General features: G+C 70.6%; 23 protein-coding genes and 1 pseudogene. 13 read left to right on the top strand and 11 right to left on the bottom strand.

What is annotated here, in order from left to right; translation table 11 throughout:
* Nucleotides 1-65: 65 nt before the first annotated feature.
* The 10 genes from E4P42_RS21760 to E4P42_RS21715 all read left to right on the top strand — a co-directional run bounded on the left by E4P42_RS21760 (nt 66) and on the right by E4P42_RS21715 (nt 7958).
* Nucleotides 66-1346: an aspartate aminotransferase family protein gene (locus E4P42_RS21760; RefSeq protein WP_135128181.1), complete on the top strand. Its 1281-nt coding sequence runs from the start codon at nt 66-68 to the stop codon at nt 1344-1346.
* Nucleotides 1343-2902: an aldehyde dehydrogenase family protein gene (locus tag E4P42_RS21755; RefSeq protein ID WP_135128179.1), complete on the top strand. Its 1560-nt coding sequence runs from the start codon at nt 1343-1345 to the stop codon at nt 2900-2902. The genes E4P42_RS21760 and E4P42_RS21755 overlap by 4 nt, the downstream gene beginning before the upstream one ends.
* 3 nt (nt 2903-2905) lie before the next feature.
* The gene (locus E4P42_RS21750) at nt 2906-3511 is read left to right on the top strand and encodes a BMC domain-containing protein (protein WP_135128177.1); all 606 of its coding nucleotides are present in this window, start codon (nt 2906-2908) and stop codon (nt 3509-3511) included.
* Nucleotides 3508-4032 (top strand): hypothetical protein, encoded by a 525-nt coding sequence (locus tag E4P42_RS21745; protein WP_135128176.1) that lies wholly within the window; start codon nt 3508-3510, stop codon nt 4030-4032. The genes E4P42_RS21750 and E4P42_RS21745 overlap by 4 nt, the downstream gene beginning before the upstream one ends.
* Complete coding sequence (locus E4P42_RS21740; RefSeq protein WP_135128175.1) at nt 4029-4298, top strand: EutN/CcmL family microcompartment protein; 270 nt, start codon at nt 4029-4031, stop codon at nt 4296-4298. Before E4P42_RS21745 ends, E4P42_RS21740 begins: the two co-directional genes overlap by 4 nt.
* 13 nt (nt 4299-4311) lie before the next feature.
* Nucleotides 4312-4593 carry a BMC domain-containing protein gene (locus E4P42_RS21735; RefSeq protein WP_135128174.1) on the top strand — a complete coding sequence of 94 codons (282 nt, stop codon included), beginning with the start codon at nt 4312-4314 and terminating at the stop codon, nt 4591-4593.
* A 35-nt stretch (nt 4594-4628) separates the two neighbouring features.
* The gene (locus tag E4P42_RS21730; RefSeq protein WP_135128172.1) at nt 4629-5309 is read left to right on the top strand and encodes a microcompartment protein; all 681 of its coding nucleotides are present in this window, start codon (nt 4629-4631) and stop codon (nt 5307-5309) included.
* Nucleotides 5309-6313 (top strand): phosphotransferase enzyme family protein, encoded by a 1005-nt coding sequence (locus tag E4P42_RS21725; protein ID WP_135128171.1) that lies wholly within the window; start codon nt 5309-5311, stop codon nt 6311-6313. The genes E4P42_RS21730 and E4P42_RS21725 overlap by 1 nt, the downstream gene beginning before the upstream one ends.
* Before the next feature lie 25 nt (nt 6314-6338).
* Nucleotides 6339-7118, top strand: a complete 780-nt coding sequence (fabG, locus tag E4P42_RS21720) for a 3-oxoacyl-ACP reductase FabG (protein ID WP_135128169.1) — start codon at nt 6339-6341, stop codon at nt 7116-7118.
* 66 nt (nt 7119-7184) lie between these two features.
* A complete protein-coding gene (locus E4P42_RS21715; RefSeq protein ID WP_135128168.1) occupies nt 7185-7958 on the top strand; it encodes a GntR family transcriptional regulator in 774 nt (257 codons plus the stop codon).
* Here the strand turns inward: E4P42_RS21715 and E4P42_RS21710 are convergent.
* The 5 genes from E4P42_RS21710 to E4P42_RS21690 form a co-directional block, all read right to left on the bottom strand.
* Nucleotides 7930-9582, bottom strand: a complete 1653-nt coding sequence (locus E4P42_RS21710; RefSeq protein WP_209305846.1) for an MFS transporter — start codon at nt 9580-9582, stop codon at nt 7930-7932. The genes E4P42_RS21715 and E4P42_RS21710 overlap by 29 nt on opposite strands.
* Complete coding sequence (glsA, locus tag E4P42_RS21705) at nt 9579-10592, bottom strand: glutaminase A (RefSeq protein ID WP_135128167.1); 1014 nt, start codon at nt 10590-10592, stop codon at nt 9579-9581. The genes E4P42_RS21710 and glsA overlap by 4 nt, the downstream gene beginning before the upstream one ends.
* Nucleotides 10593-10678: 86 nt before the next feature.
* Nucleotides 10679-11965 carry an amidohydrolase family protein gene (locus E4P42_RS21700; RefSeq protein ID WP_135128165.1) on the bottom strand — a complete coding sequence of 429 codons (1287 nt, stop codon included), beginning with the start codon at nt 11963-11965 and terminating at the stop codon, nt 10679-10681.
* Nucleotides 11959-13068: a CoA transferase gene (locus tag E4P42_RS21695; protein ID WP_135128164.1), complete on the bottom strand. Its 1110-nt coding sequence runs from the start codon at nt 13066-13068 to the stop codon at nt 11959-11961. Before E4P42_RS21695 ends, E4P42_RS21700 begins: the two co-directional genes overlap by 7 nt.
* Before the next feature lie 12 nt (nt 13069-13080).
* The gene (locus E4P42_RS21690; protein ID WP_209305845.1) at nt 13081-14082 is read right to left on the bottom strand and encodes a MaoC family dehydratase; all 1002 of its coding nucleotides are present in this window, start codon (nt 14080-14082) and stop codon (nt 13081-13083) included.
* Between the two features lie 21 nt (nt 14083-14103).
* Between E4P42_RS21690 and E4P42_RS21685 the strand changes: the two genes are divergently transcribed.
* Both E4P42_RS21685 and E4P42_RS21680 read left to right on the top strand, forming a co-directional pair.
* A complete protein-coding gene (locus tag E4P42_RS21685; RefSeq protein ID WP_135128162.1) occupies nt 14104-15261 on the top strand; it encodes an acyl-CoA dehydrogenase family protein in 1158 nt (385 codons plus the stop codon).
* A gap of 4 nt (nt 15262-15265) precedes the next feature.
* Nucleotides 15266-15991 (top strand): GntR family transcriptional regulator, encoded by a 726-nt coding sequence (locus tag E4P42_RS21680; protein ID WP_135128161.1) that lies wholly within the window; start codon nt 15266-15268, stop codon nt 15989-15991.
* 49 nt (nt 15992-16040) lie between these two features.
* Here the strand turns inward: E4P42_RS21680 and E4P42_RS21675 are convergent, their stop codons facing one another.
* Nucleotides 16041-16859 (bottom strand): helix-turn-helix domain-containing protein, encoded by an 819-nt coding sequence (locus E4P42_RS21675; RefSeq protein WP_245234162.1) that lies wholly within the window; start codon nt 16857-16859, stop codon nt 16041-16043.
* Nucleotides 16860-16944: 85 nt separating this feature from the next.
* On the opposite strand from E4P42_RS21675, the gene E4P42_RS21670 reads away from it, so the two are divergent.
* A complete protein-coding gene (locus tag E4P42_RS21670) occupies nt 16945-17673 on the top strand; it encodes an SDR family oxidoreductase (protein ID WP_135128157.1) in 729 nt (242 codons plus the stop codon).
* Between the two features lie 56 nt (nt 17674-17729).
* Here the strand turns inward: E4P42_RS21670 and E4P42_RS21665 are convergent, their stop codons facing one another.
* From E4P42_RS21665 to E4P42_RS27065, 5 genes and pseudogenes are all read right to left on the bottom strand, one after another.
* A complete protein-coding gene (locus tag E4P42_RS21665) occupies nt 17730-18617 on the bottom strand; it encodes an enoyl-CoA hydratase/isomerase family protein (protein ID WP_135128156.1) in 888 nt (295 codons plus the stop codon).
* Nucleotides 18618-18620: 3 nt separating this feature from the next.
* A complete protein-coding gene (fadD4, locus tag E4P42_RS21660; RefSeq protein ID WP_135128154.1) occupies nt 18621-20135 on the bottom strand; it encodes a fatty-acid--CoA ligase FadD4 in 1515 nt (504 codons plus the stop codon).
* Nucleotides 20136-20295: 160 nt separating this feature from the next.
* A complete protein-coding gene (locus tag E4P42_RS21655; protein WP_135128153.1) occupies nt 20296-22122 on the bottom strand; it encodes a phosphoenolpyruvate carboxykinase (GTP) in 1827 nt (608 codons plus the stop codon).
* Between the two features lie 200 nt (nt 22123-22322).
* Entirely contained in the window at nt 22323-23831 is a 1509-nt protein-coding gene (locus tag E4P42_RS21650; protein WP_135128152.1) for a hypothetical protein, read from the bottom strand.
* A pseudogene (locus E4P42_RS27065) lies at nt 23824-24164 on the bottom strand (hypothetical protein); the annotation flags it as partial. The gene E4P42_RS21650 and the pseudogene E4P42_RS27065, both read right to left, overlap by 8 nt.

Genomic DNA, 24164 nt, shown 5'->3' with positions numbered 1-24164 from the left:
TGGGTGTCCGCAAGCGTTTGGCTCAACCATTGACATAAATGGTCTGCCCATTTACGGTGGGCCGCGTGTACGACTACGGCACGTTCTCGTTCGAGTCCAAGGCTGCGGTGCTGGACCGGGCGAAGACGTTCTGGAACCCGGACAAGACGCAGTTCTGGACCGACGCGGGCGTCGACCTGGTGATCGACCGCCGCGAGGGTTACTTCCTGTGGGACATGGGCGGCCGCCGACTGATCGACATGCATCTCAACGGCGGCACCTACAACCTCGGCCACCGCAATCCCGAAGTGATGCAGGCGGTCTCGCAGGGTATGGAGATCTTCGACGTCGGCAACCACCACTTCCCGTCGGTGGCCCGCACCGCGCTGGCACAGCGGCTCGTGGAGACCGCGCCGGCGTCGATCAAGAAGGTCGCCTTCGGTTCCGGCGGCGGTGAGGCCATCGACATCGCGCTCAAGAGCGCCCGGCACGCCACCGGCCGCCGCAAGATCGTCTCGATCATCAAGGCCTACCACGGCCACACCGGCCTGGCGGTCGCCACCGGTGACGAGCGGTTCGCCAAACTGTTCCTCGCCGACCGGCCCGACGAGTTCATCCAGGTGCCCTTCGGCGACGTCGACGCGATGGAGCGCGCACTGTCGGGCAACGACGTCGCCGCGGTCATCATGGAGACCATCCCGGCGACCTACGGGTTCCCCTTGCCGCCAACGGGTTACCTCGAGGCGGTCTACGGCCTGACCCAGAAGTACGGCGCGCTCTACATCGCCGACGAGGTGCAGACCGGCCTCATGCGCACCGGTGAACTGTGGGGCATCACCAAACACGGCATCGAGCCCGACATCCTGGTCACCGGCAAGGGATTGTCGGGTGGCGTGTACCCGATCACCGCCGCCCTGCTCGGGGAGCGGGCGTCGCGCTGGCTCGACCAGGACGGCTTCGCCCACATCTCCACATTCGGCGGCGCCGAGCTCGGCTGCGTCGCCGCGATCAAGACCCTCGAGATCACCACGCGGCCGCAGGTCCGCTCGATGGTGCATTACATCTCCGATCTGTTCGCCGCGGGACTGCGGCGCATCCAGGACGACTATCCGGACTGGTTCATCGGCATCCGGCAGCACGGTGTGGTGATCGGCCTGGAGTTCGACCACGCCGAAGGCGCGAAGTTCGTGATGCGCGAGCTGTACGAGAACGGGGTGTGGGCGATCTTCTCCACCCTGGATCCCCGTGTGCTGCAGTTCAAACCGGGGCTGCTGCTCAGCCGCGACCTGTGTGAGGACGTGCTGGACCGCCTCGAGGTCGCGGTGGGCCGGGCGATGACGGCCGCGAGGAAGCGAGGACGGGTATGACCGGAAGGGATTCAGGGGAATTCGCCTCCGCGGGCCACCTGCTCGAGCGGGCCCGCTGGGCCGCCCGCGCCTATGCCGACTACGACCGGCCCGCGGTCGACGCCATCGTCACCGCGGTCGCCGACGCCGCCTACGCCGCCGCCGAACGGTTCGCGGCCGAGGCCGTCGCCGAGACCGGGATGGGCGTCGTCGCCGACAAGGTGGTCAAGAACCGCGCCTGCTCACGCGGCATCGTCGACTTCTACCGCGACAGCGATCTGGTGTCCCCCCGAGTCGACCCGGCCACCAAGATCGTCGAGATCCCCCGGCCCGCAGGAGTCGTGCTGGCCCTGACCCCGACCACCAACCCGGTGTCCACGGTGTACTTCAAGGTGCTGCTGGCGCTGATGGGCCGCAACGCCGTCGTCGTCGCGCCGCACCCACGTGCCAAGCAGTGCTCCACCGACGCGGCCCGGCTGCTCGCCGAGGCCGCGGTCGCGGCCGGTGCCCCCGACGGCATCGTGCAGGTGGTCGAGGAGCCGTCGATCCCGCTGGTCGAGACGCTGATGGCCGACGAACGCACCGATGTCATCGTCGCTACCGGCGGCACCGGCGTGGTGCGCGCGGCGTACTCGTCGGGCACGCCGGCGCTCGGCGTGGGCCCGGGCAACGTGCCGGTGCTGGTGGACTCCAGCGCCGACGTCGCCGCCGCCGGACAGCGCATCGTCGACAGCAAGGCGTTCGACAACTCGGTGCTGTGCACGAACGAGTCCGTGCTGATCGCCGAGGAGTCGATCGCGGGCGCGCTCAATGCGGCGATGACCCGCGCGGGCGCCCACATCCTCGACGACGACGGCGCGCAGCGACTGCGTGCGTACATGTTCGACGGGGGCCACCTCAACACCGACGTGGTGGGCCGCGACGCCGCCTGGATCGCCGGGCAGGCGGGAATCCGGGTAACGCCCAAAACACGGGTTCTGGTGGCGCCGTTCGGCCATGTCATCGGCGAGGAGATGCTCGCCCACGAGAAGCTGTCGCCGGTGCTGGGCATGACCACCGTGCCCGACGCCGCCCGCGGCATCCGGGCCGCCCGTGCGGTCGTGCGGATCGGCGGCGCCGGCCACTCGGCGGCCATTCACAGCGAGAAGGCCGCCGTCATCACCGAATTCGCCACCCAGGTACCGGTGCTGCGGGTGTCGGTCAACGTCGGCAACAGCACCGGCAGCGCCGGGCTGGACACCAATCTGGCGCCGTCGATGACCATCGGCACCGGATTCGTCGGCCGCAGCTCCATCGGGGAGAACCTGCGGCCCGACAATCTGGTGAACTGGACGCGGATCGCCTACAACAGCGCGCCGGGGGTGGTCATGCCGAACTTCGCCGGCCTGAACCCGTGGCACTCCCCCACCGGGCCGGTGCCGGAGTATCCGCGCGCCTCCAACGACCGCGACGCGCTCCCCGCACCGCGGCCCGCCGCCCGGTCCGTCAGCCGCCCCTCCGATCCCGGTATCGAGGCCCTGCGCGCCGAACTGCGTGCGCTGGTGGTCGAAGAACTCGCACAACTGATCAAGAGGTGAGTGGTGGCTGAACTGCGTTCCTTCATCTTCATCGACCGCCTGCAGCCGCAGACGATGTCGTACCTGGGCACCTGGATCAAAGGTGCGCTGCCGCGCGCGAACATGGCCGCGCAGATCATCGAGGTGGCACCCGGCCTGGACATCGAGGGCATCACCGACGTCGCGCTCAAACACGCCGACGTCAAGGCCGGGATCCTGGTCGTGGAACGCCAGTTCGGCTACCTGGAATTCCACGGTGAGACCGGCGCGGTCAAGGCGGCCGCCGATGCGGCGCTCGAATCGCTGGGTGGCAGTGCCGATTCCGCGGTACGCCCGCAGATCCTCGCCTCTCGCATCATCTCCAGCATCGACCACCAGCACGCGTTCCTGATCAACCGCAACAAGATCGGGTCGATGGTGCTGGCCGGGGAGTCGCTGTTCGTGCTGGAGATGGCGCCGGCGTCGTATGCGATCCTGGCCACCAACGAGGCCGAGAAGGCCGCCGACGTCAAGGTCGTTGACTTCCGCATGATCGGTGCTACCGGCCGGGTGTACCTGTCGGGCACCGAGGCCGACATCCGCCAGGCCGCCGAGGCGGCCCGCGACGCGCTGGCCCGGAGCACCCCGTGACCGCATTCGACCGCGCCGAACTGCGCGCGCTGGTGCGGGAGGTGGTGCGCGACGCGGTCAAGGACCTCGCCGCCACCGCCCCGAAACCCGCTACCCCGGCATCGGCGCCCGCCGCCCCGGCGCCCGCCGCACCGCCGCCGGTGCAGACCATCGCCGACCAGTTCGGCGTCGCCCCCACCGGGCCGCAGGCCGTCGACGGGAGGCACCGCACCGAGACGGTGCGGCTGACCAGCGACCGTGACCTCGACGCCTTCGTGCGCTCGCTGCTGCGGCTGTTCGAGAACCCCAAGACCCGAACCGATCTCAAGACCGGCCGGTTGACGTTCCGGCTGGCCGGCAGCACCACCCCCGGCGCGGGCCGCACCCAGCGCATCGAGCGGGGCGCGGTGACCGAACGTCAGATCGCCGACATCGCCGCCAGCGGGGCGTCGCTGGTGCTGGGCCGCCGGGCGGTGCTCACCCCGCTGGCCCGCGAGAAGGCCCGCGCGCTGGGTGTTCCGATCGAGAAGGAGCGCACATGATTTCCGCGACCGTGACCGGCAACGTCTGGTCGACCCGCCGCATCGACGGCATCCCCGCCGGCGCCTTCCTCGAGGTCGAGGTCGACGGCTCCGGTGGCCGGATGATCGCGTTCGACGTGCTGGGCAGCGGCATCGGCGAACGCGTCCTGATCGCCCAGGGGTCGGTCGCGGCGAACTGGTTCACCGGCACACCACCGCCGGTGGACGCCCTCATCATCGGATCGATCGACGACAACCCCAGCGGCGCGCCCGGCGGCCGCGAGTAGTGAAGGAGAAACAATGCCCAGCAACGCAATCGGCCTGATCGAGACCAAGGGTTACGTGGCCGCGCTCGCCGCCGCCGACGCCATGGTCAAGGCGGCCAACGTCACCATCACCGACCGTCAGCAGGTCGGCGACGGCCTCGTCGCGGTCGTCGTCACCGGTGAGGTGGGTGCGGTCAAGGCGGCCACCGAGGCCGGCGCGGAGACCGCGGCGCAGGTCGGCGAACTCGTCAGCGTGCACGTGATCCCGCGGCCGCACAGCGAGCTCGGCGCGCACTTCGCCGTTTCCGCCCAGTAGTACCCCGCCGCACCATCGCGAAGGAAGTGACGGCCATGGCCGCGACCGACACCGCCGACACCACGGGCTCAGCCGCGGGCGGAACGCGCACCGACATCCGCGTCTACCTGCTGGTGGAGGATCTGCAACGGCAGTTCGCCGCCTACCTCGGCACGCCCACCCGGGCGCGCGGCTACCCGCCGTACGAGGGTGAGCACGCGCTGATCGTCGAGGTGTCGCCGGCCCTGGCCATCGAGCGCGTGATCGACCTGGCGCTGCGGGAGGTGCCCGGCATCCAGCCCGGAATCCTGTACGTGGAGCGCCAGTTCGGGGTGCTCGAGATCCACTCCGCGAATCTGGCCGACGTGCGCCGGGCCGGGGAGGCGATCCTGGCCGGCACCGGCAACAAGGCCTCGGACCAGCTGCGGCCGCGGGTGCTCTACCACGACATCATCGAGAACATCACCGACCAGCACGCGGTGATCCTCAACCGCAACCGTCAGGCGTCGATGATCCTGCCGGGCCAGTCGCTGCTGGTGTACGAGATGACCCCGGCGTTGTTCGCGGCAGTCGCCGCGAATGAGGCCGAACGGGCCGCCCCCGGCCTTACCGTGGTCGACGTGCAGATGATCGGTGCGGCGGGCCGCCTCTACATCGGCGGGTCGGTCGCCGACGTCACCGTGGCCCGTGACCGCATCACCGAGGTGCTGGCGGCGGTGGAAGGACGCGACCACTGATGGCGGAGGTGATCTCCGACGACATCGGCGTGGCCGAACGCGCGCTCGCCGACTACGACCTCTCGCCGCGCTCGACCCTGCGGCTGCTCAACCTCTCCGAGAACGCCACCTACCTGGTGGAGGACCCCGGCACCGGGACCCGCTCGATCCTGCGCGTGCACCGGCAGAACTACCACCGCCCGCATGAGATCGAATCGGAGCTCGACTGGCTCGAGGCGCTGCGCCGCGACAGCGACGTCACGGTGCCCACGGTGCTGCCCACCCGCGACGGCCGGCGCGTGGTGACTGTCGGTCCCGACGCAGACACCGGCGGGACACCCCGCTACGTCGTGCATTTCGACATGGTCGCCGGCGCCGAACCCGACGAGGGCACCGTCACGCTCGACGACTTCCACACCCTGGGCCGGATCACCGCCGCCCTGCACGACCACTCGCAGTCCTGGGCGCGGCCGGCGGGCTTCGGTCGGTTCTCCTGGGACTGGGCGAACTGCCTGGGCGACACCCCGCGCTGGGGCCGCTGGCAGGATGCCGAGGGTGTCGGCTCCGAGGAGCACCACCTGCTCGACCGCGCCCAGGCCCTGCTGCAGCAGCGGCTGACCGACTACGGGACGGGCCCGGACCGGTTCGGGCTGATCCACGCCGACCTGCGGCTGGCCAACCTGCTGGTCGACCCGCCGGCGATCACCGTGATCGATTTCGACGACTGCGGATTCGGCTGGTTCTTCTACGATTTCGGCACCGCGGTGTCGTTCATGGAGGACGATCCCGCGCTGCCCGAGTGGCAGGCGTCCTGGGTCGAGGGGTATCGCAGCCGCAGACCGATGACCGCTGCCGACGAGGACATGCTGGCCTCTTTCGTGCTGCTGCGCCGGCTGCTGCTGCTGGCCTGGATGGGCACCCACAGCCACTCCAAGGAGTCGAAGACCAAGGCGATCAGCTATGCCGCGGGCAGCTGCACCCTCGCCGAGCGCTACCTGTCCACCAACGGCCACCGACTGGCCTGACCTCCTTCGATCGATAGGACCTCCCATGTTCACCTCACTGCAGGGCCGCTCGGCGATCGTCACCGGTGGCAGCAAGGGCATCGGCCGCGGCATCGCCGAGGTCTTCGCCGATGCCGGCGTCAACGTCCTGATCACCGGCCGCAGCCAGGCCGACATCGACAGCACCGTCGAGGCGCTGAGCGGCAAGCCCGGAACGATCAGCGGGCTGGCCGCCGATGTGTCCGATCCGGAGGGCTGCCGCCGCGTCGTCGACACCGCCGTGGAGCGGCACGGCGGGCTGGACATCGTCTGCGCCAACGCCGGGATCTTCCCGTCGGGCCGCCTCGAGGACCTCACTCCCGAAGACCTCGAGCACGTGCTCGGCGTGAACTTCAAGGGCACGGTGTACATCGTGCAGGCGGCGCTGCCGGCGCTCACCGCCAGCGGCCACGGCCGCGTCGTCGTGACGTCGTCGATCACCGGTCCGATCACCGGCTACCCGGGCTGGTCGCACTACGGTGCCAGCAAGGCCGCGCAGCTGGGGTTCATCCGGACTGCGGCAATGGAACTCGCGCCCAAGCAGATCACCATCAACGCGGTGCTGCCCGGCAACATCATCACCGAGGGCCTGGTCGACATGGGTGAGGACTACATGGGCCAGATGGCCAAGGCGATCCCGGCCGGTCGCCTCGGCGGTGTCGCCGACATCGGCAACGCCGCGCTGTTCTTCGCCACCGATGAGGCGGCCTACATCACCGGGCAGACGCTGGTGGTCGACGGCGGCCAGGTGCTGCCCGAATCGAATATGGCGTTGGCCGACATGTGAGCCGGCCGGTCCGGCCGCACGGCTAGAATTGGTTCTACCAAAACACCGGACAGGGGAGGTCAGCCGGTGCCCTCACACAGCGAGGAGTTGCGGCGTCGCATCGTGGCCGACATCAACGCCGGCACGCCGGGCGCGAAGCTCGGCAGCGAACGCGACCTGGCCGACCGTTACGGCACCAGCCGATCCAGCCTGCGCCAGGTGCTGGCCGCGCTGGAGGAGGCCGGACTGGTACACCGGGTGATCGGGCGGTCCGGCGGCATCTTCATCAGCCACGGGCAGGTCGAGCGCAACCTGGCCGACGTCGTCGGGGTGCCGGCGTTCCTCGCCAACCAGGGGTACGTCGCCGGAACCCGGGTGCTGTCGACGAAGATCGCCGCACCCGACCGGGCGACACAGGCCGCGCTGCGCCTGGAGGCCGACGACTTCGTGGTGGAGATCCAGCGCCTGCGCCTGGCCGACGGGTCACCGATCTCGTTGGAACTCGCGCATTTTGCCGCCGACATGTTCCCGGGGCTGCTCGAACAACAGCTCGGCGGGTCGATCTACGAGGTTCTCGAGAGCCGCTACGGGCTGGTGACGGGCAAGGCCGACGAACGGATCGAGGCGGTCAACGCCACCACCACCGAGGCCTCGCTGCTCGGCGTGAAGCCGAAGTCCGCGCTGTTGCTGATCACCCGCGTCACCTACGACACCGACGGCACGCCGTGCGAGTTCTCCCGCGACCTGTTCCGCGGCGACCGGACGTATCTCGCGGTCACCGCGCGGGGCCGCGGCATCGGTAAGGGCAGTGGACCTGACGGCACCGCATCGGTCACGCTGCAGAGCCAGGTTGCGGTCTGAGCTCGGGCGGCTCGTCCGGGATGGGCAGTTCGTGCGGCGTATAGGCAGGCAGCCGTGACGCCGGCACGATCGCGACCGCGCTGACCGCCGCCAAGATCAGCAGCCCCAGCTTGAGCGCACGCAGGCGCGCATCGGTGTTGATCTGCACCGCCCGCTCGACCATCGCCTCGGTCGCGTCGGTGGCGTCGAGCACCTCGCGGAGCCGGTCGTTGCTGACGAAGTTGATGTCGTCCAGATCCACTTGGGCGATCAGCGAATCCGGCAGCTCGACGTCGTTGATCACCGCCTGCCCGACGTTGAGGGAGAGCAGCCCGACCAGCAGCGCACCCGCCAGCGCGGTGCCGACCGCCGACGCGAGGTTCTGGGTGGTGCCGCGGATCGAGCCGACATCGCCGGCGAGTTCCTTCGGCGCGGCGGTGACCAGGACGTTGAACACCAGCGTCACCAACGCGCCCTGCCCGATGCCGAACACGATCAGCCCGGCGATGGTGGCCAGCGTCTCCCAGTTGTTGTTCACCACGAACGCCAGCCAGGTCAGCGCGACGGTGGTCAGCACGAACGAGAACATGCCGATGGTGCGCGGGCTGAAGCGCCGGTAGAGACGCACCACGAGCATCGCGGTCACGAACACCGTCAGGTTGAACGGCATCATCGCCAGCGACGTGTCGAAGGGTGTGCGGCCCTGCACGATCTGGATGTACAGCGGCACAGTGAAGTTCAGCGCGGCCTCGAGCGCGACGACGATGAACATCGCGTACACCGCGGCGCGCTCACGCGGCGATCCCAGCACCGACAGGCTGACCAGCGGGGCCTTTCCGGCCTCGACCCGGCGCCGGGTCCACGCGAAGAACACCTGACCGCAGATCAGGCCGAGGAGCAGGAACAGCGGCGCCGGTGACAGGCCCAGGATGTCGAACGGGGCGCCCGGGGCGGCGAACAGCAGCCCCCAGCCGTTGAGGTTGTTGAAGCCCAGCGTCAGCAGGATGATCGCGACACCGATGAGAACCGCTGCGACGGCGTCGATCTCGACGGACTTGTTGCCGGCATCGGAACGCAGCCGGAAGCTGAGCGAGAACACCGCCACCGCGATCACGAACACCAGCGCGAACACCGGTCGCCAGCCGACCAGTGTGCCGAGCGCACCGCCGATGAGGAACGCGCTGACCCCGGACAGCGCGCGGGCCGATCCGAGCGAGCCGATCGCCGTGGCCTGCTGGTCGCCGCGGTAGTTCTCCGCGATCAGCGCCACCAGGGCCGGGACGATGATGGCGGCCGACGCGCCTGCGAGCGCCTGCGCGGCGATCACCCAGGTCACCGATGGCGCCAGCACCATCATCGCCGCCGAGCCGGCGAACGTGACGACCACGGTGCGGAAGATCCGCACCCAGCCGAAGCGCTGCCCCAGTTTCGCGCCGAGCATCACCAGCGCGGCGACGGCCACCCCGTACATGACGATCGCGGTGGCCACCGTCCCCGGAGGCACACCGAAGGTGTCGACCATGCCGCCCAGTGAGACCGGCAGCGCGGCGACGTTGAACGACATGAGGACCTGGGCCAGGAACAACCCGATCATCGGCACCCACGAGGTGCGCCCGACCGCGGCGACGCCGGTCTCTACGCTCATGGTCCCCCGATCCCTCTCCTGGTGTGCACACCCGACGCGAAGATGTTGAGCCCCAACACCCGCGACAGGTATGCGGTGGCGGTCAGCCCGCGCACGCTGTTGCCCGCGAAGTCGAGCCGCGGCGAGAACACCCCGATGCCGGCCTTGCCGGGCGCCACGGTGACGATGCCGCCGGCCACCCCCGACTTACCCGGCAGACCGATCTCGAAAAGCCACTCCCCCGACCGCTCGTAGAGACCGTTGGCCGCGAGAACCGCCAGCGTGTCCCGGCACACCTGCGCGGAGACCACCTGCTGTCCGGTGACCGGGTTGACCCCGCCGTCGGCGAGCGTGGCGCCCATGACCGCGAGGTCGGTCGCGCTGACCAGCAGGGCACACTGCCGGGTGTACACGTCGACCACCGCGAGCGGGTCCATCGTGATCCGCCCGTAGCTCTCCAGCAGCCGGGCGATGGCCTGGTTGCGCTGATTGGTCTCCGACTCCGACCGGTAGACGACCTCGTCGACGTCCAGTGGCCGCCCGGCGAACGCGGACAGGCCGTCGTGGATGGCCGCCCACTGCTCATCCGGGTCCACGCCCGGGATCAGCGCCGTGGTGGCGATCGCGCCGGCGTTGACCATCGGGTTCATCGGGTGGCCGTCGTTGAGTTCGATCGCCACCACCGAGTTGAAGGGCAGGCCGGTGTTGTTGACGCCGATCCGCTCGCCGACGACGCGGTGCCCGAGCGCGTGGCACACCAGCGCGTAGACGAAGGCCTTGGAGATCGACTGGATCGAGAACCGCGCCTCGGCGTCGCCTGCGGTGTGGGTGTCGCCGTTGACCTCGGCGACGCAGATGCCGAACCGCTCGGGGTCGGCGGCGGCCAGCACCGGGATGTAATCGGCGACTAAGCCGCCGTTCTCGGCGCGGCCGCGGCGATAGGCGGCCTCGACGAGAGATTCGACCTCGCTCCATTCGGGCAGCCGCCCGGTGGACGTCGCCTGCGCGACGCCGTCGACATCGAGTTCCATCGCGGCTCCCCCACGCCGGGCGGGGACCCGGCAGACCCATGAGCGGATGCGCCGTCAGTCTAGATCGCGACCACTGTCGCCACGGGCTATTCGATGATGTCGCCGCCGATGATCGTCGCCGTGACCAGCGCGGCGTCCAGCGCGTGCAACACGTCGGCGGGCGGTGCGCCGAGCAGGCACAGGTCACCGGGGGCGCCGGGTTCGATGCGCCGCGGTGCCGACGGCCGCTCGGCGGCGCCGAGGAAAAGCCCGAGCGCCGTTGCCGCGGAGACTCTTTCGTCGACGCCCAGTACGACGCCCGAGGGCGTCCGGCGGTGCACGGCCGCGCGCATCGCCGCCCACGGGTCGCCGTCGCCGAACGGGGTGTCGGTCGACAACGCGAGCGGGACGCCGGCGTCGACCAGGGTGGCGACCCGCCATAGCTCAGCGTGTTCACCCGCGGGGACGTCGCCGAGGTACTCGTCGCCGCGTTCGGCGACGAAGTTGGGCTGGGTGACCACCGTGGCGCCGAGCGCCGCGAGATCCGCGACGCAGTCCTGGGGGACGACGGCGGCGTGCTCGATGCGGTCGCGCGGATGGACGCCGGTGAGCCGCAACGCCGCCAGCACGACGACGAGTTGGGCCGCGGTCACGCAGTGCAGCGCGACCGGGGTACCGTCGCGATGCCGCTCGGCGATCCAGCCCGCCAGGTCGTCGAGATCGAGTGCGTCGTCGTGCAGGATCCGCTTACCGGGCGCGAGGGCGTGGACCCGTTGGACGATGTCAGCGCTGCGGCGCGCGGCGGTCAGCGCCTCGACATCGAGATCCGGTGTGGCGTCGGTGATCCCGGTGACGCCGTAGGTGGCGAGTTGCCGGCTCAGCTCGCGCAGCGGCAGATCGCGACGCTCCAGCCCGGCGCTCCAGTCGGTGTCGGCGCTGCGCAGCCGGCCGTCAGGATGCTCGCCGAGGCCCAGCCGCGTGAGCCCCGCCGAGTTCAGCGCCCACAGCACTCCGCTGCGGTGCTGCACCCGCAGCGGCACCGGCGGCCCGAGCTCGTCGAGCAGGTGGCGGTCGAGCGGGCCGGCGACGGTCTCGTGATAGCCCACGGCGCGGATCCACCCGTCCGGGCCGGGTATGGCCGTGTGCAGTGCCCGTCGCAGCCCGGCGCGGTCGCCCACGTCGGCGGGTCCGAGCCGTACCGAACCGAATGCGGCTGCGGCGGAATGCAGATGAACGTGATGGTCGTGCAGTCCCGGGATCACGGTGGCGTGCGCGGCGTCGAGCACCGCCTCCCCGCGGCGCGGGGGGAGCGACGGGGCGACGGCCTCGATGCACGCGGTCACGCGCAGGTCGACGGTCGACCCGTCGAACAGGACCGCCCGCTGGATCAGCATGTCACCAGACGTTGTTCGACGAGCGCGCGAACGGCGGCGTTGCCGGCGCCCAGCTTCGGCGCAGGCGGCGACGGCGCCGGCCGGCGGGCCGCCACCTCCGTGTCGGCTCCGGTGGGCAGCGCGGCGTAGGTGGCGGCCACCGCGGCCATCGACACCTCGATGAGCTCCCCGCCGCCGCGCCGGAGCGAGTCGAACGCTGCGCGAGCGGCCGCCAGGCCGGTCAGGGGATCGGCGATCGCGTCGCCGGTGAACACCGGACCGTCCCCGGACATCCCGACCAGCCCACCGGCCACCGCGGCGTCGTCGCCGAACGCCACCCGCTCGGCGCACTCGCCCGCGGTGCCGTACCCGGTGATGCGCAGCCAGACCCGGCCGTCGCGGGCGGGCACCGCGTCGGGTCCAAGGCCGCGACGGATCAGCGCCGCGGGCCGGGACCCTTCGATCACCATGTCGGCAACGGCCAGCAGCTCACGCAGCTCCTCAGCGCCGAAATCGATCACATAGCAGAGCTTTCCGGTGTTGACCCAGCCGAAGAACGCCGGCGCGCCGCCGCGGGTGCCGTCCGGGCGCGTCCGGCTCTCCACCTTCACCACCGTTGCGCCCGCGTCGGCCAGCAGCCGGCCGCACAGGGGTCCGGCCCACATCGAGGACAGGTCGGCCACCAGCACGTCGCGCAGCGGCCGGGGCGCGGCGCGCCGGGTGTGGGCCCGCACCACCGGGGCGGTCGCCGGCGTCTCCCCGAGAACCGCGGCGGGCAGCCCGAGTAGCCGGGCGCGGGCCACCGCCTCCTCCGCAGGCCGGCCGGCCACCCAGTGGGTGATCGCGGGCCAGGGATCGTCGTCGGCGTCCTCGCGTTCCAGCAGGGCGGGTACGGTCGCGAGATCGTCGGCCCGGGACAGCGTCAGCGCGCACCACCGGTCCGCGGCGGGCAGGAGGCGGGTGGCGCCCCCGGCGGAGATCCGGCCCGGCGGTGCGAGTCCGAGCAGCGCGGCCCGGCCGGTCAGCATCTCCTCGACGTCGACGGGAACCGGGAGCCCACCGGCCACCACGCGGGCGTGCGCGAGCACCGCCGATGCGATCCGCCAGACGCCCACGCGGTCCATTGTGCTCGGCGCTCAGAACTGCAGCGCCGAGAATCTCCAGTCCAGCACCGGCCGGTCCTCGGCGTCCCCGACGCCGACGGCGTACACCACCGAGCGCAGGTCGAGCACCCCGCCGCGGCCGCCGGGCAGCGGGGTGGCCGCCTCGACGTGCAGTTCGCTGTAGAGGGTGTCGCCCTCGTACACCGGACCGGTGTGGTCGCACGACTGCCACGACAGGACCGTGACAAGGTCGGGCAGCAGGCGGGTGGCCTGGGCCAGCGCCAGCCCGATGGTGTGTCCGCCGTACACCAGGCGCTGCCTGCCGAATCGCGAATCATGGTGCACTGCGGCGATGTTCAGGGTCAGCCGGGCCAGCTCGGGGGCGCTGCTCACCACGTCGGCCGTGCCCTGCAGCACCGCGCCGGCCAGATCCCGGTCGAAGCGGGCGCCGGGCACCCGGCGGCGGTACGCGTCGGCGTCCCACTCCGCGGTGGGGTCCGGCGGCGGCACGGCGTCACGCCCGATGGCCGACAGGTCGTCGGCATGCCCGGTGTCGGCGGCGCCGTCGCGCAACGGCAGCATCGCGCAGCGGTGGAAGTCGAGGACGAGGCGGCCCAGTTGGTCGACGGTCGTCATCCGCAGTGCCGCCAACCCGGTGGGCGCGCGGCCGGCGCGCGCCGAGTTCTGCCGCAGCCCCACGACCTCGGTGCGGGTGAACAGGCTGTCGCCGATGACGGGATAGCGGTGGAAGACCAGCCCGCGATAGAACAGGTTGGCCCTCACCCGGTGGGTGACCAGCGTCGACTGGCCGATCGCGACGTCGCACACCAGCGCCGGGTGGGCCAGCGGCGCGGCCGCACCGGTTACCGCGGCGCTCAGCTCGGCGTCCAGGGCCAGCCGCAGCCGGTCGCCGAGGATCGAATGGTGTACGGCCGCCACCCCGTCGGTCAGCGTCATCGACGGGGCGGTGTCGAAGACCTGACCGACCGCCAGGTCGTCGAAATACGGGCCGCTCACGGGTGCCCATGCTGGCATTGCGCCGGACAAAGTGTCAATATGGCCGTACATATGAACGCCGAAGAGATCATGCTGGTCGAGACGGTGCGGGCCTTCGTGGACCGTGACGTCAAACCGACCGTGCGCGAGGTCGAACACGCCAACGACTACCCCGGGACGTGGATCGAACAGATGAAGCGCATCGGCATCTACGGGCTGGCCGTACCCGAGGAGTACGGCGGCTCGCCGGTGTCGACGCCGTGCTACGTCGAGGTCACCCAGGAACTCGCGCGGGGTTGGATGAGCTTGGCCGGCGCGATGGGCGGGCACACCGTCGTCGCAAAACTGCTGTCGCTGTTCGGCACCGAAGAGCAGAAACAGACCTACCTGCCCGCGATGGCCACCGGCGAACTGCGCGCGACGATGGCGCTGACCGAACCCGGCGGCGGGTCGGATCTGCAGAACATGGCGACCACCGCGCTGCCGGGCGACGGCGGCCTGGTGATCAACGGGTCCAAGACCTGGATCAGCAATGCCCGGCGCTCGGGGCTGATCGCGCTGCTTTGCAAGACCGATCCGGCGGCCACCCCGCGGCATCGCGGCATCTCGGTCGTGCTGGTCGAACAGGGCACCACGGGGCTGACGGTGTCGCGTGACCTTCCCAAGCTCGGCTACAAGGGCGTCGAGAGCTGCGAGCTGGTCTTCGACGACTGCCGGGTGCCCGCCTCGGCGATCCTCGGCGGCGTCCCGGGCCGCGGCTTCGCGCACATGATGAAGGGGCTCGAGACCGGCCGCATCCAGGTGGCGGCGCGGGCGTTGGGAGTCGCGACGGCGGCGCTGGAGGATGCGCTGCGCTACGCCCAGGACCGGGAGAGCTTCGGGCAGCCGATCTGGAAGCACCAGTCGATCGGCAACTACCTCGCCGACATGGCCACCAAGCTCACCGCCGCCCGCCAGCTCACCCGCTACGCGGCCGAACGCTACGACCGCGGTGACCGCGCCGACATGGAGGCAGGCATGGCCAAGCTGTTCGCCTCGGAGGTCGCAATGGAGATCGCGCTCAACGCGGTCCGGATCCACGGCGGTTACGGCTATTCCACCGAGTTCGACGTCGAGCGGTACTTCCGTGACGCACCGTTGATGATCGTCGGTGAGGGCACCAACGAGATCCAGCGCAACGTCATCGCCGCCCAGCTCGTGGCCCGGGGCGGGATCTAGGGCCGTGCGGGCGCAGCCGGCCTACCGGGTGCTGCGCGAGCGGCTGCGCGCCGACATCGCCGCCGGCCGCTACCGCGACGGCGCCCGGCTGCCGACCGAGACCGAACTGGTTGCCGAAGAGGGACTCTCGCGGCAGACGGTGCGACGGGCGTTCCAGGACCTGGTGGCCGAAGGAGTGGTCTACCGGGTGCCCGGACGGGGCACCTACGCCAGCGAGAGCGGGCGCTACCTGCGCCAGCTGGGGTCGATCGAGGATCTGCTGAACCTCTCGCAGGACACCACGATCGAGGTGCTGCGCGGCCTGACCCGGCGGGTCGACGTCGACGCGGCCAGCCGGCTGCGGCTCGACGACGACGTGGTGCACACCGTGGTGTTCCGCCGGTTGCACGAGGGCGTGCCGTTCGTGTCGACCACCGTGCACCTGCCCACCGCCGTCGTCCGCACCGTGGCCGATCTCACCGCGCTGGACACCGGGGCCGTGGGCACCCACACCGTCATCGGCGTGCTCGAACCGCACCTGCCCGAACCGATCGCCGAAGCGGCACAGTCGATCACGGTCGCACCCGCCGACGCCGCCGTCGCCGCCGCGGTGGGCTGTCCGCCCGGACACCCGATGCTGCGGGTCGACCGGCTCTACTCCGACACCGCGGGCCGCCCGGTCGAGCTGTCGGTCAGCCACTTCCTGCCCGAGCAGTACACCTACCGGGTGACGCTGCGCCGGTCGAGGTGATTTCGGTGTGGTTCGTCGCGGTGAGCGCGACCGACGACACCGAAATCGCTTAGAGCGCGCGGGTGGCGGCGACGCTGCCCAGCAGCTTGAGTGCGTCGGCGCTCGGCGTGCCCGGTTCGGCGTCGTAGACCACCAGCTCCTGCCCCGGCGCCGACCGCACGTCGAAGGTCTGCATGCGCAGCGTGACCGACCCGACGTCGGGATGGCGGAACCGCTTCTCGGCCAGGGACTTCCGGCGGGCATCGCGGCGGTCCCACAGCGCGCGAAACTCGGCGCTGCCGTTGAGCAGTTCGGCGAGCACGGCGCGGGCGCGGGGGTCGTCGGGTGCGCTGCTGTGAGCCATGCGGAATCCGGCGACCGAGTCGGCGGCGACCGCGGGCCAGTCGGCGTAGAACTCGCGGGCGCGCGGGTCGGTGAACACCAGCAGCATCAGGTTGCCGACGGCGCCGAGCTCACCGAACAACGCCTCGGCCAGCGGGTTGACGGCCAGGATGTCGTAGGCCCGGTTGTAGACCAGCGCGGGATTCTCCGGCCAGGCGTCCATCAGGCGCAGGAGCGCGGGGTCGACCCGGTCGGACACCTGGGTGCTCTGTGGTTGCGGCGCCAACCCGGCCAGCCGGAACAGGTGGGCGCGGCCGTCGTCGTCGAGGCGCAGCGCGGCCGCCAGCGCGTCGAGCACCTGCACCGAGGGCGAGCGCTCGCGGCCCTGTTCGAGCCGGGTGTAGTAGTCGACGCTGACACCGGCCAGCAGGGCCACCTCTTCGCGCCGCAGGCCGGGCACCCGGCGCACCCCGGTGCTGACCAGGCCGGCGTCGGCGGGCCCGACCGCGGCGCGGCGGCTCTTCAGGTACTCACCGAGTTCGGCCACGCCGTCGAGCTTAGGCACGCCGCGACGCGGTGGCAGGGTGTAGCGCACCCTGGTTGTCCGCCGCGCGGCGGCCGAAGGTGGAGCCATGACCGATTCGAAGATCATCCTCGTCACCGGCGCCAGCAGCGGCATCGGGGAAGCCACGGCCGCACACCTGGCCGCCGAAGGACACCACGTGATCGCCGGGGCGCGGCGTGAGGACCGGTTGCGCGAGCTGGCCACGCGGGTCCGCGAGGCGGGCGGCAGCATCGAGACCCGCCGACTCGACGTCACCGACCGCGCCGACGTCGCGGCATTCGTCGACGCCGCGGTGGCCGCGCACGGCCGGGTCGACGTGCTCGTCAACAACGCAGGCGTGATGCCGCTGTCGCGGCTCGACGCGCTGCTGATCGACCAGTGGGACAACATGATCGACGTCAACGTCCGTGGCCTGCTGCACGGCATCGCGGCGGTCCTGCCGCACTTCCAGCGGCAGGGCGGCGGCCACGTCATCACCGTCGCGTCGATCGGGGCGCACGAGGTGGTGCCGACGGGCGCGGTGTACTGCGCGACGAAGTATGCGGCCTGGGCGATCACCGAAGGGCTGCGGCTGGAGGCCGATCCCTCGATCCGGGTGACCACGGTCTCCCCGGGTGTCGTCGAATCCGAACTGGCCGAGACCATCACCGATCCCACCGCCGCCGCGGCGATGCGGGACTACCGCGCCGCTGCGATCTCCCCGGACGCCATCGCCCGCGCGATCGCCTATGCGATCGGGGAGCCCGCCGACGTGGATGTCAACGAGGTGATCGTCCGCCCGGCCCGCCAGCGCTGAGTTCTCTGCGATTTCGGTGTGGTCGGTAGCGCTGGGCGCGACTGACTACACCGAAATCACCCGGTGACGGCGTCGATCAGGCCCCACCGCAAGGCGGTGGCGGCGTCGATCGTGCGGCCCGACAGCACGAGATAGGCGGTGCGCCAACGGCCGATGCGTCGCGTGATACTCACCGTGCCGCCCGCACCGGGCAGCAGCCCGAGGCTCAGTTCGGGCAGCCCGAACACCGCGTCGGGAGTGCCCACCACGCGCCCGCAGTAGGCGGCCATCTCCAGCCCGCTGCCGAGCACCTGACCGTGGACGTGGGCTCGGCACCGTGTCCCGAGCCGCGCGGTCAGCTCGGCGAGTACCAGCGCCGGGCTGTGCCGGGTCCTGGCCAGGTGGGCGCTCGCCGGGTCGGCGAAGCTGCCGAACTCCGCCAGATCACCTCCGCTGCAGAAGGACCGGCCGTTCCCCGACAGAACCACCTCGGTGACCGACGGGTCCAGCCGCGCCACCTCCAGCGCCTCCAGCAGGGCGGCGCGGGCGTCGGTGGAGAACGCGTTGTGCCGCTGAGCGCGGTTGAACGCGACTCGCAACGTGTCACCGGCGCGCTCGGCCACCACGGGATCCGGGGTCACCGGCACCGTGGCAGGCCCCCGCTCGGCGAGCCACTGCGCGAACTCCGGACCGGACTGCAGCGTCGAGTACGCCAGCGATTCGGTGATCACGCCGGACCGCGTGGGTGCGGCGGGATCGACCGCGCGCAGCACGTCGTCGCAGACCGCCGCGGCATGCGGCCACCGCGCGCACCGCTGCGCGAGCTCGTCGAGCGCCTCGGACACCGACGGCACCGTGACCGCCCTGCGGTCATCGCTGGGCGATTCCGTGAGCGTGAAACACGCGTCATCGCGCGGTGTTTCGATACCGACGACGATGCCGGCGGGAAGCTCGACGGTGTGCACGGCTCAGGAGTACTTCTTGACCAGCTCCTGCTTGTAGAGCTTGCCGGTGTCGGTGCGCGGCAGCTGCGGCTCGAACGAGATCGACTTCGGGCATTTGTAATGCGCCAGCCGGTCGCGCAGCCAGGCCAGCAGTTCCTCGGCGAAGGCGTCGGTGGCGTCGGCGGGGTCGACGGTCTGCACCACCCCCTTGACGCGCTGCCCCATCTCGTCGTCGGGGACGCCGAACACCGCGGCGTCCATCACCTTCGGATGGGTGACCAACATGTTCTCGGCTTCCTGCGGGTAGATGTTCACCCCGCCGGAGATGATCATGTGGTGCCGGCGGTCGGTGAGGTACAGGTAGCCCTCCTCGTCCAGGTAGCCGATGTCTCCGACGGTGGCCCAACCCTTTTCGTGCCGGGAGGCCGCGGTCTTGTCGGGGTCGTTGAGGTATTCGAAGGTGTTGCCGCCCTCGAAGTAGATCTCGCCGGGTTGGTTCGGGCCGAGTTCGTTGCCGTTCTCGTCGAGGATGTGCAGGGCGCCGGACATCGGCCGGCCGACCGAACCCGGATGGGTCAGCCACTCCTCGGCGCTGATCAGTGTCGAACCGTGGGCCTCGGAGGAGGCGTAGTACTCGTCGACGATCGGGCCCCACCAGTCGATCATCTGCTTCTTGATCTCGACCGGGCACGGCGCGGCGGCGTGCATGACCCGCTTCAGGCTCGAGACGTCGTACGACTTGCGTACCGACTCCGGCAGTTTGAGCATCCGGGTGAACATCGCGGGTACGAACTGGCCGTGGGTGACCCTGTGCCGCTGGATGGCGTCCAGGCAGCCCTCGGGGTCGAACTTCTCGAGGATCACAGTGGTGATGCCGCCGGCCTGGATCTGCATCGACCACACCGACGGCGCCGTGTGGTACAGCGGGGCCGGGCTGAGGTAAATCGCGTCGGGGTCCAGCCAGAAGCTGACCAGCATGGCCATCAGCCCGGGCACCTCCGACGGCGGCAGGTGCGGCAGTTCCCGTTTGATGCCCTTCGGGCGTCCGGTGGTGCCCGAGGAGTACTGCAGCAGGTCGCCCTCTATCTCGTCGTCGATCGGGGTATCGGGCTGATCCGCAACGCATTCGGGATACCGCTGCCAGCCGTCGAGGTCCGCACCGGCGATCAGCAGCACACCCGGTAGCCCGTTGGGCAGGTGCGCGCCGAGGCCCTCACACACCGGCCGCAGCGCCGCCGAGCCGACGATGGCCTTGGCGCCGCTGTTGTCGATGATGTAGGCCGCCTCGGCCGCCGTGAGGTGGGTGTTGATCGGGACGTAGTACAGACCGCAGCGCCGCGCCGCCCACATGACCGCGTGCATGTGCTCGTTGTTCTCCATCAGGATCGCGACGACGTCGCCCTCCTTCAGGCCGTGCTGACGGAAGTGGTGGGCGAGCCGGTTCGCCCGCGCCTCGAGTTCGTCGAAGGTGATGACGGTGCCAGACGGATGAAGGATGATCGCCGGCTTGTCCTTGCCGACATGCTCGCGGATCTGCATGCGCCGACTGTACTAAAGGTGAATTGACAGGTGTCAAGAACCCGGCTGTGACCGGCACCGCACCGTCGAGCGCCCGCGAAGGTGCGCAAAAAGCACACCGCGAGCGGCGTGTCGCGGATCAGACACGCACGCTCGCGGTGCACGGCGGCAAACTGAAGAACTAGCCTTCCTCGGCCAGGCGGTGCTTGAGCGCGTCGAACTCGTCCTTGATGCCCGTCGGCAGCTTCTCGCCGACGAACTCGAACCACTCCTCGATCAGCGGCAGCTCCTGACGCCACTCGTCGGCGTTGACCGCGAGCGCGGCGTCCACGTCGGCCGGGTCCACGTCGAGGCCCTCGAGGTCGAGGTCCGCCGCGCTGGGCACGATGCCGATCGGGGTCGAGCGGCCGTCGGCCTTGTGCTCGATGCGCTCGATGGCCCACTTGAGCACGCGGCTGTTCTCGCCGAAGCCCGGCCACAGGAACCGGCCGTCATCGCCACGGCGGAACCAGTTCACGAAGAACACCGCGGGCAGCTTGGACTCGTCGGCGTTCTTGCCGATGTTGATCCAGTGCTGGAAGTAGTCGCCGACGTTGTAGCCGAGGAACGGCAGCATCGCCATCGGGTCGCGGCGGACCGTGCCGACCTTGCCCTCGGCGGCCGCGGTCTGCTCCGAACCGAGCGTCGCGCCGATGAACACGCCGTGCTGCCAGTCGCGGGCCTGGGTGACCAGCGGGACGGTGGTCTTGCGCCGCCCACCGAACAGGATCGCCGAGATCGGCACACCCTGCGGGTCGTCCCACTCCGGGGCCAGCGTCGGGCACTGCGCGATCGGGGTGCAGTAGCGCGAGTTGGGGTGCGCCGCTTTGTCGGGCGACCCCGGTTCCCAATCCCGGCCCTTCCAGTCGATCAGGTGCTGCGGGTCGCCCTCGAGGCCCTCCCACCAGATGTCGCCGTCGTCGGTCAGCGCGACGTTGGTGAAGACCGTGTTGCCGGCCTCGATCGTCTTCATCGCGTTCGGGTTGGAGTCCCAGTTCGTGCCGGGGGCGACGCCGAAGAAACCGAATTCGGGGTTGGTGGCGTAGAGCCGGCCGTCCTTGCCGAACCGCATCCAGGCGATGTCGTCACCGACGGTCTCGGCGCGCCAGCCCGGGATGGTCGGCTGCAGCATCGCGAGGTTGGTCTTCCCGCACGCCGACGGGAACGCCGCGGCGATGAAGTACGCCTTGTTCTCGGGGCTGATCAGCTTGACGATCAGCATGTGCTCGGCCAGCCAGCCCTCGTCGTGGGCCATCGCCGACGCGATGCGCAGCGAGTAGCACTTCTTGCCCAGCAACGCGTTACCGCCGTAGCCGGAGCCGTAGCTCCAGATCTCGCGGGTCTCCGGGAAGTGGGTGATGTACTTGGTGTCGTTGCACGGCCACGGCACGTCCTGCTGGCCCGGCTCGAGCGGGGCGCCGACGGAGTGCAGCGCCTTGACGAAGAACCCGTCGGTGCCCAGCTTGTCCAGCGCGGCCTGACCCATCCGGGTCATGGTGCGCATCGAGATCACGACGTACTCCGAGTCGGTGATCTCCACGCCCAGCTTGGGGTCCTCCGCGTCGAGCGGGCCCATGCAGAACGGCACCACATACATGGTGCGGCCGCGCATACAGCCGCGGTACAGGTCGGTCATGATGCCCCGCATCTCGGCGGGGTCCATCCAGTTGTTCGTCGGGCCTGCGTCGATCTCACGTTCGGTGCAGATGAAGGTGCGCGACTCCACGCGCGCGACGTCCGACGGCGCCGACAGCGCGAGGTAGGAGTTCGGCTTCTTCTCGTCGTTGAGCTTGGTGAAGGTGCCCGCATCCACCAGCTGCTGGGTCAGCCGCGCGTTCTCCTCCTCGGACCCGTCGGTGAAGACCACGCGATCGGGCTGGGTGAGCTCTGCGACCTCGGAGACCCAGGCCAGCAGTCCACTGTGCTTCGTCGGTGCGGTGTCCAGACCCGGAATGGTCGCTGAGGTCATACTGTGCTTCTCCTGCATCTTCGGTGCATTAGGCATGTCCCAGGACGCAGGCCCCTGATGGCCCCGACGTTGATATCAGCGGACATCACGGTCGTCCCTTGTTCCGAGGTTAACGTGGGTGACATACCCGGGGAAATTCAGATCTATGTCCGATCACTCACAGGAACGATTCAGAAAACGCCTTTCCGAATTCGTACCGATCAGTAACCCGTCTTACATTCGGGCAAAGCACCCGAAACGCCGTTGACATGCTCCGGCGGCGCGGCCGGCGTCGCGACATACAACTCGTCGCGGACCGTGTCCAGGGCGCGTTGCAGCGCCGGCGCCCGGCGGTCGCGCAGCACCGCGGCCCTGGCGGTGGCGACCGCGTGTTGGCGCAACTCCGCCTCCAAACCGTCGATGCGGGCGGCGGCGGCTTCGGCGTCGGCCAGGTCCTTCTCGGCCGCCTGCCGGGTCAACTCCGCCTCCGCGGCGAGCACCCGGGTCGCGACCGTCTCCTCCACCGCCGAGCGCAGCGCGGTCGTCACGTCGACCACCCACCGGTCGAGCACGCCGCGGTCGTGCAGCAGACCGCGGATGCCGACCACCCAGACGGTGACCGCCAACCCGGCCGCCGCACCGGCCACCAGCCCCGCCACCGTGAGGCCCGGATCGAGCCCGGCGAACAGCCGGCTCACCGCCAGCGCCACCCCCAGACCGAAGCCGGCGCCCAGCAACATCATCAGCCGCGTCTCCAGGCGGCGGGATCGCAGCGGCGGCCCGGGCAGGTCCGGCACCTCCGACGGCGGCGCCGGGGCGGGACGGTCGAGCCCGAGTTCGGCGGCCACGTCGGCCAGGTGGGTGTCGATACCCTCGTCGATGTCGGCCACCACCTCGGCGGCCCGCGCGCGGACCCGGCGGTCGAACCCCGGCAGGCGCCGGCGGGTCAGCCCGGAGACGTCCTCCTGCAGTTCGCCGCGCACCGACGCGCACCGGTTGCGGGCGAAGTACGCGAGCTGGACGCGAGCCTGCTGCACCTGGCTGCGCAGGGCGATCGCGCGCCGGCTCTTCTCCATCCGCCGGGCGCAGCGGATGTCGTCGCGCTGCTCCCGCAGCACCGACACCCGCGCCTGCCGGTCGGCGCCCGCACCGTCGGCCCGATAGCGGGCGAGCACTTTTTCCAGCCGAGATTCCCACGCCCGCAACCGGTTCCGGCGCTGCACCAGCGGGTCGGCCAGCCGGCCGGCCAGGAGCTCGACCAACTCGTCGACCTCCGGGGGCCCGTTCTCGGGCGCGGCGGCCACCCCGGTCCAGGGCAGATCAGCGAACCGGCGGGCGCGCTCGGCCAGCAGGCGGCGATTCTCGGCCAGCACCTCGCGCCACTGTGGGTGCGCGTCGGTCTTGGTCACCACACCGATCACCAGGTCGGTGTGCTCCGCCGCCAACTCGATCAGGTCGGCGTCCGAGGCCGTCAGCACCGACACCGCCGACACCGCGAACACCACGGCGGCGGGTGCGTCCCCGGCCGGCAGCTCGTCGGCCTCCACGACACGCACCCCGGGCAACCGGGTGCGCAGGACGGCGGCCAGGCTGCTGACTCCCGCCAGCCAGGGTCCGGTCACCAGCACCGCATCGGTGCCGCGGACCCCCGGTGACGTCAAGCCCGGGTCGACGGCGGCGACCACCGCGTCGGCGTCGGCCACCGGGTCCGGGGTCGCCGGGTCACTCACCGCGGTCCTCGAGCAGCCGCAGGGACCCCCGGGTGATGTCGGCGGCGCACGCCCGGTGCAGCGCGTTCACCGGTCCGCGGCCGTAGTGCCGCCACCGCACCGCGCGGCGCAGATGCGCCGCCGGATCGTCACCCCGGTCGACGGTCAGCCCCGCGGCCTGCACCACGTCCACCGCCGCCGACATCGCCGCGTAGCTCATCGCGTCGCCGGCCAGCACACCGGCGACCGCGTCCGACCCTGCCGCCAGGGCCTGCAACTCGGCGAGCGCGGCCCGCACCCGTCGGTAGCGGACCGGCGCGGTCGCCGCGTCGAGGTGCGCGACGACGCGGTCGA

Source organism: Mycobacterium sp. PS03-16, assembly GCF_004570325.1.
Lineage (GTDB): Bacteria > Actinomycetota > Actinomycetes > Mycobacteriales > Mycobacteriaceae > Mycobacterium.
This window is presented reverse-complemented; position numbering and strand designations above follow the sequence as displayed.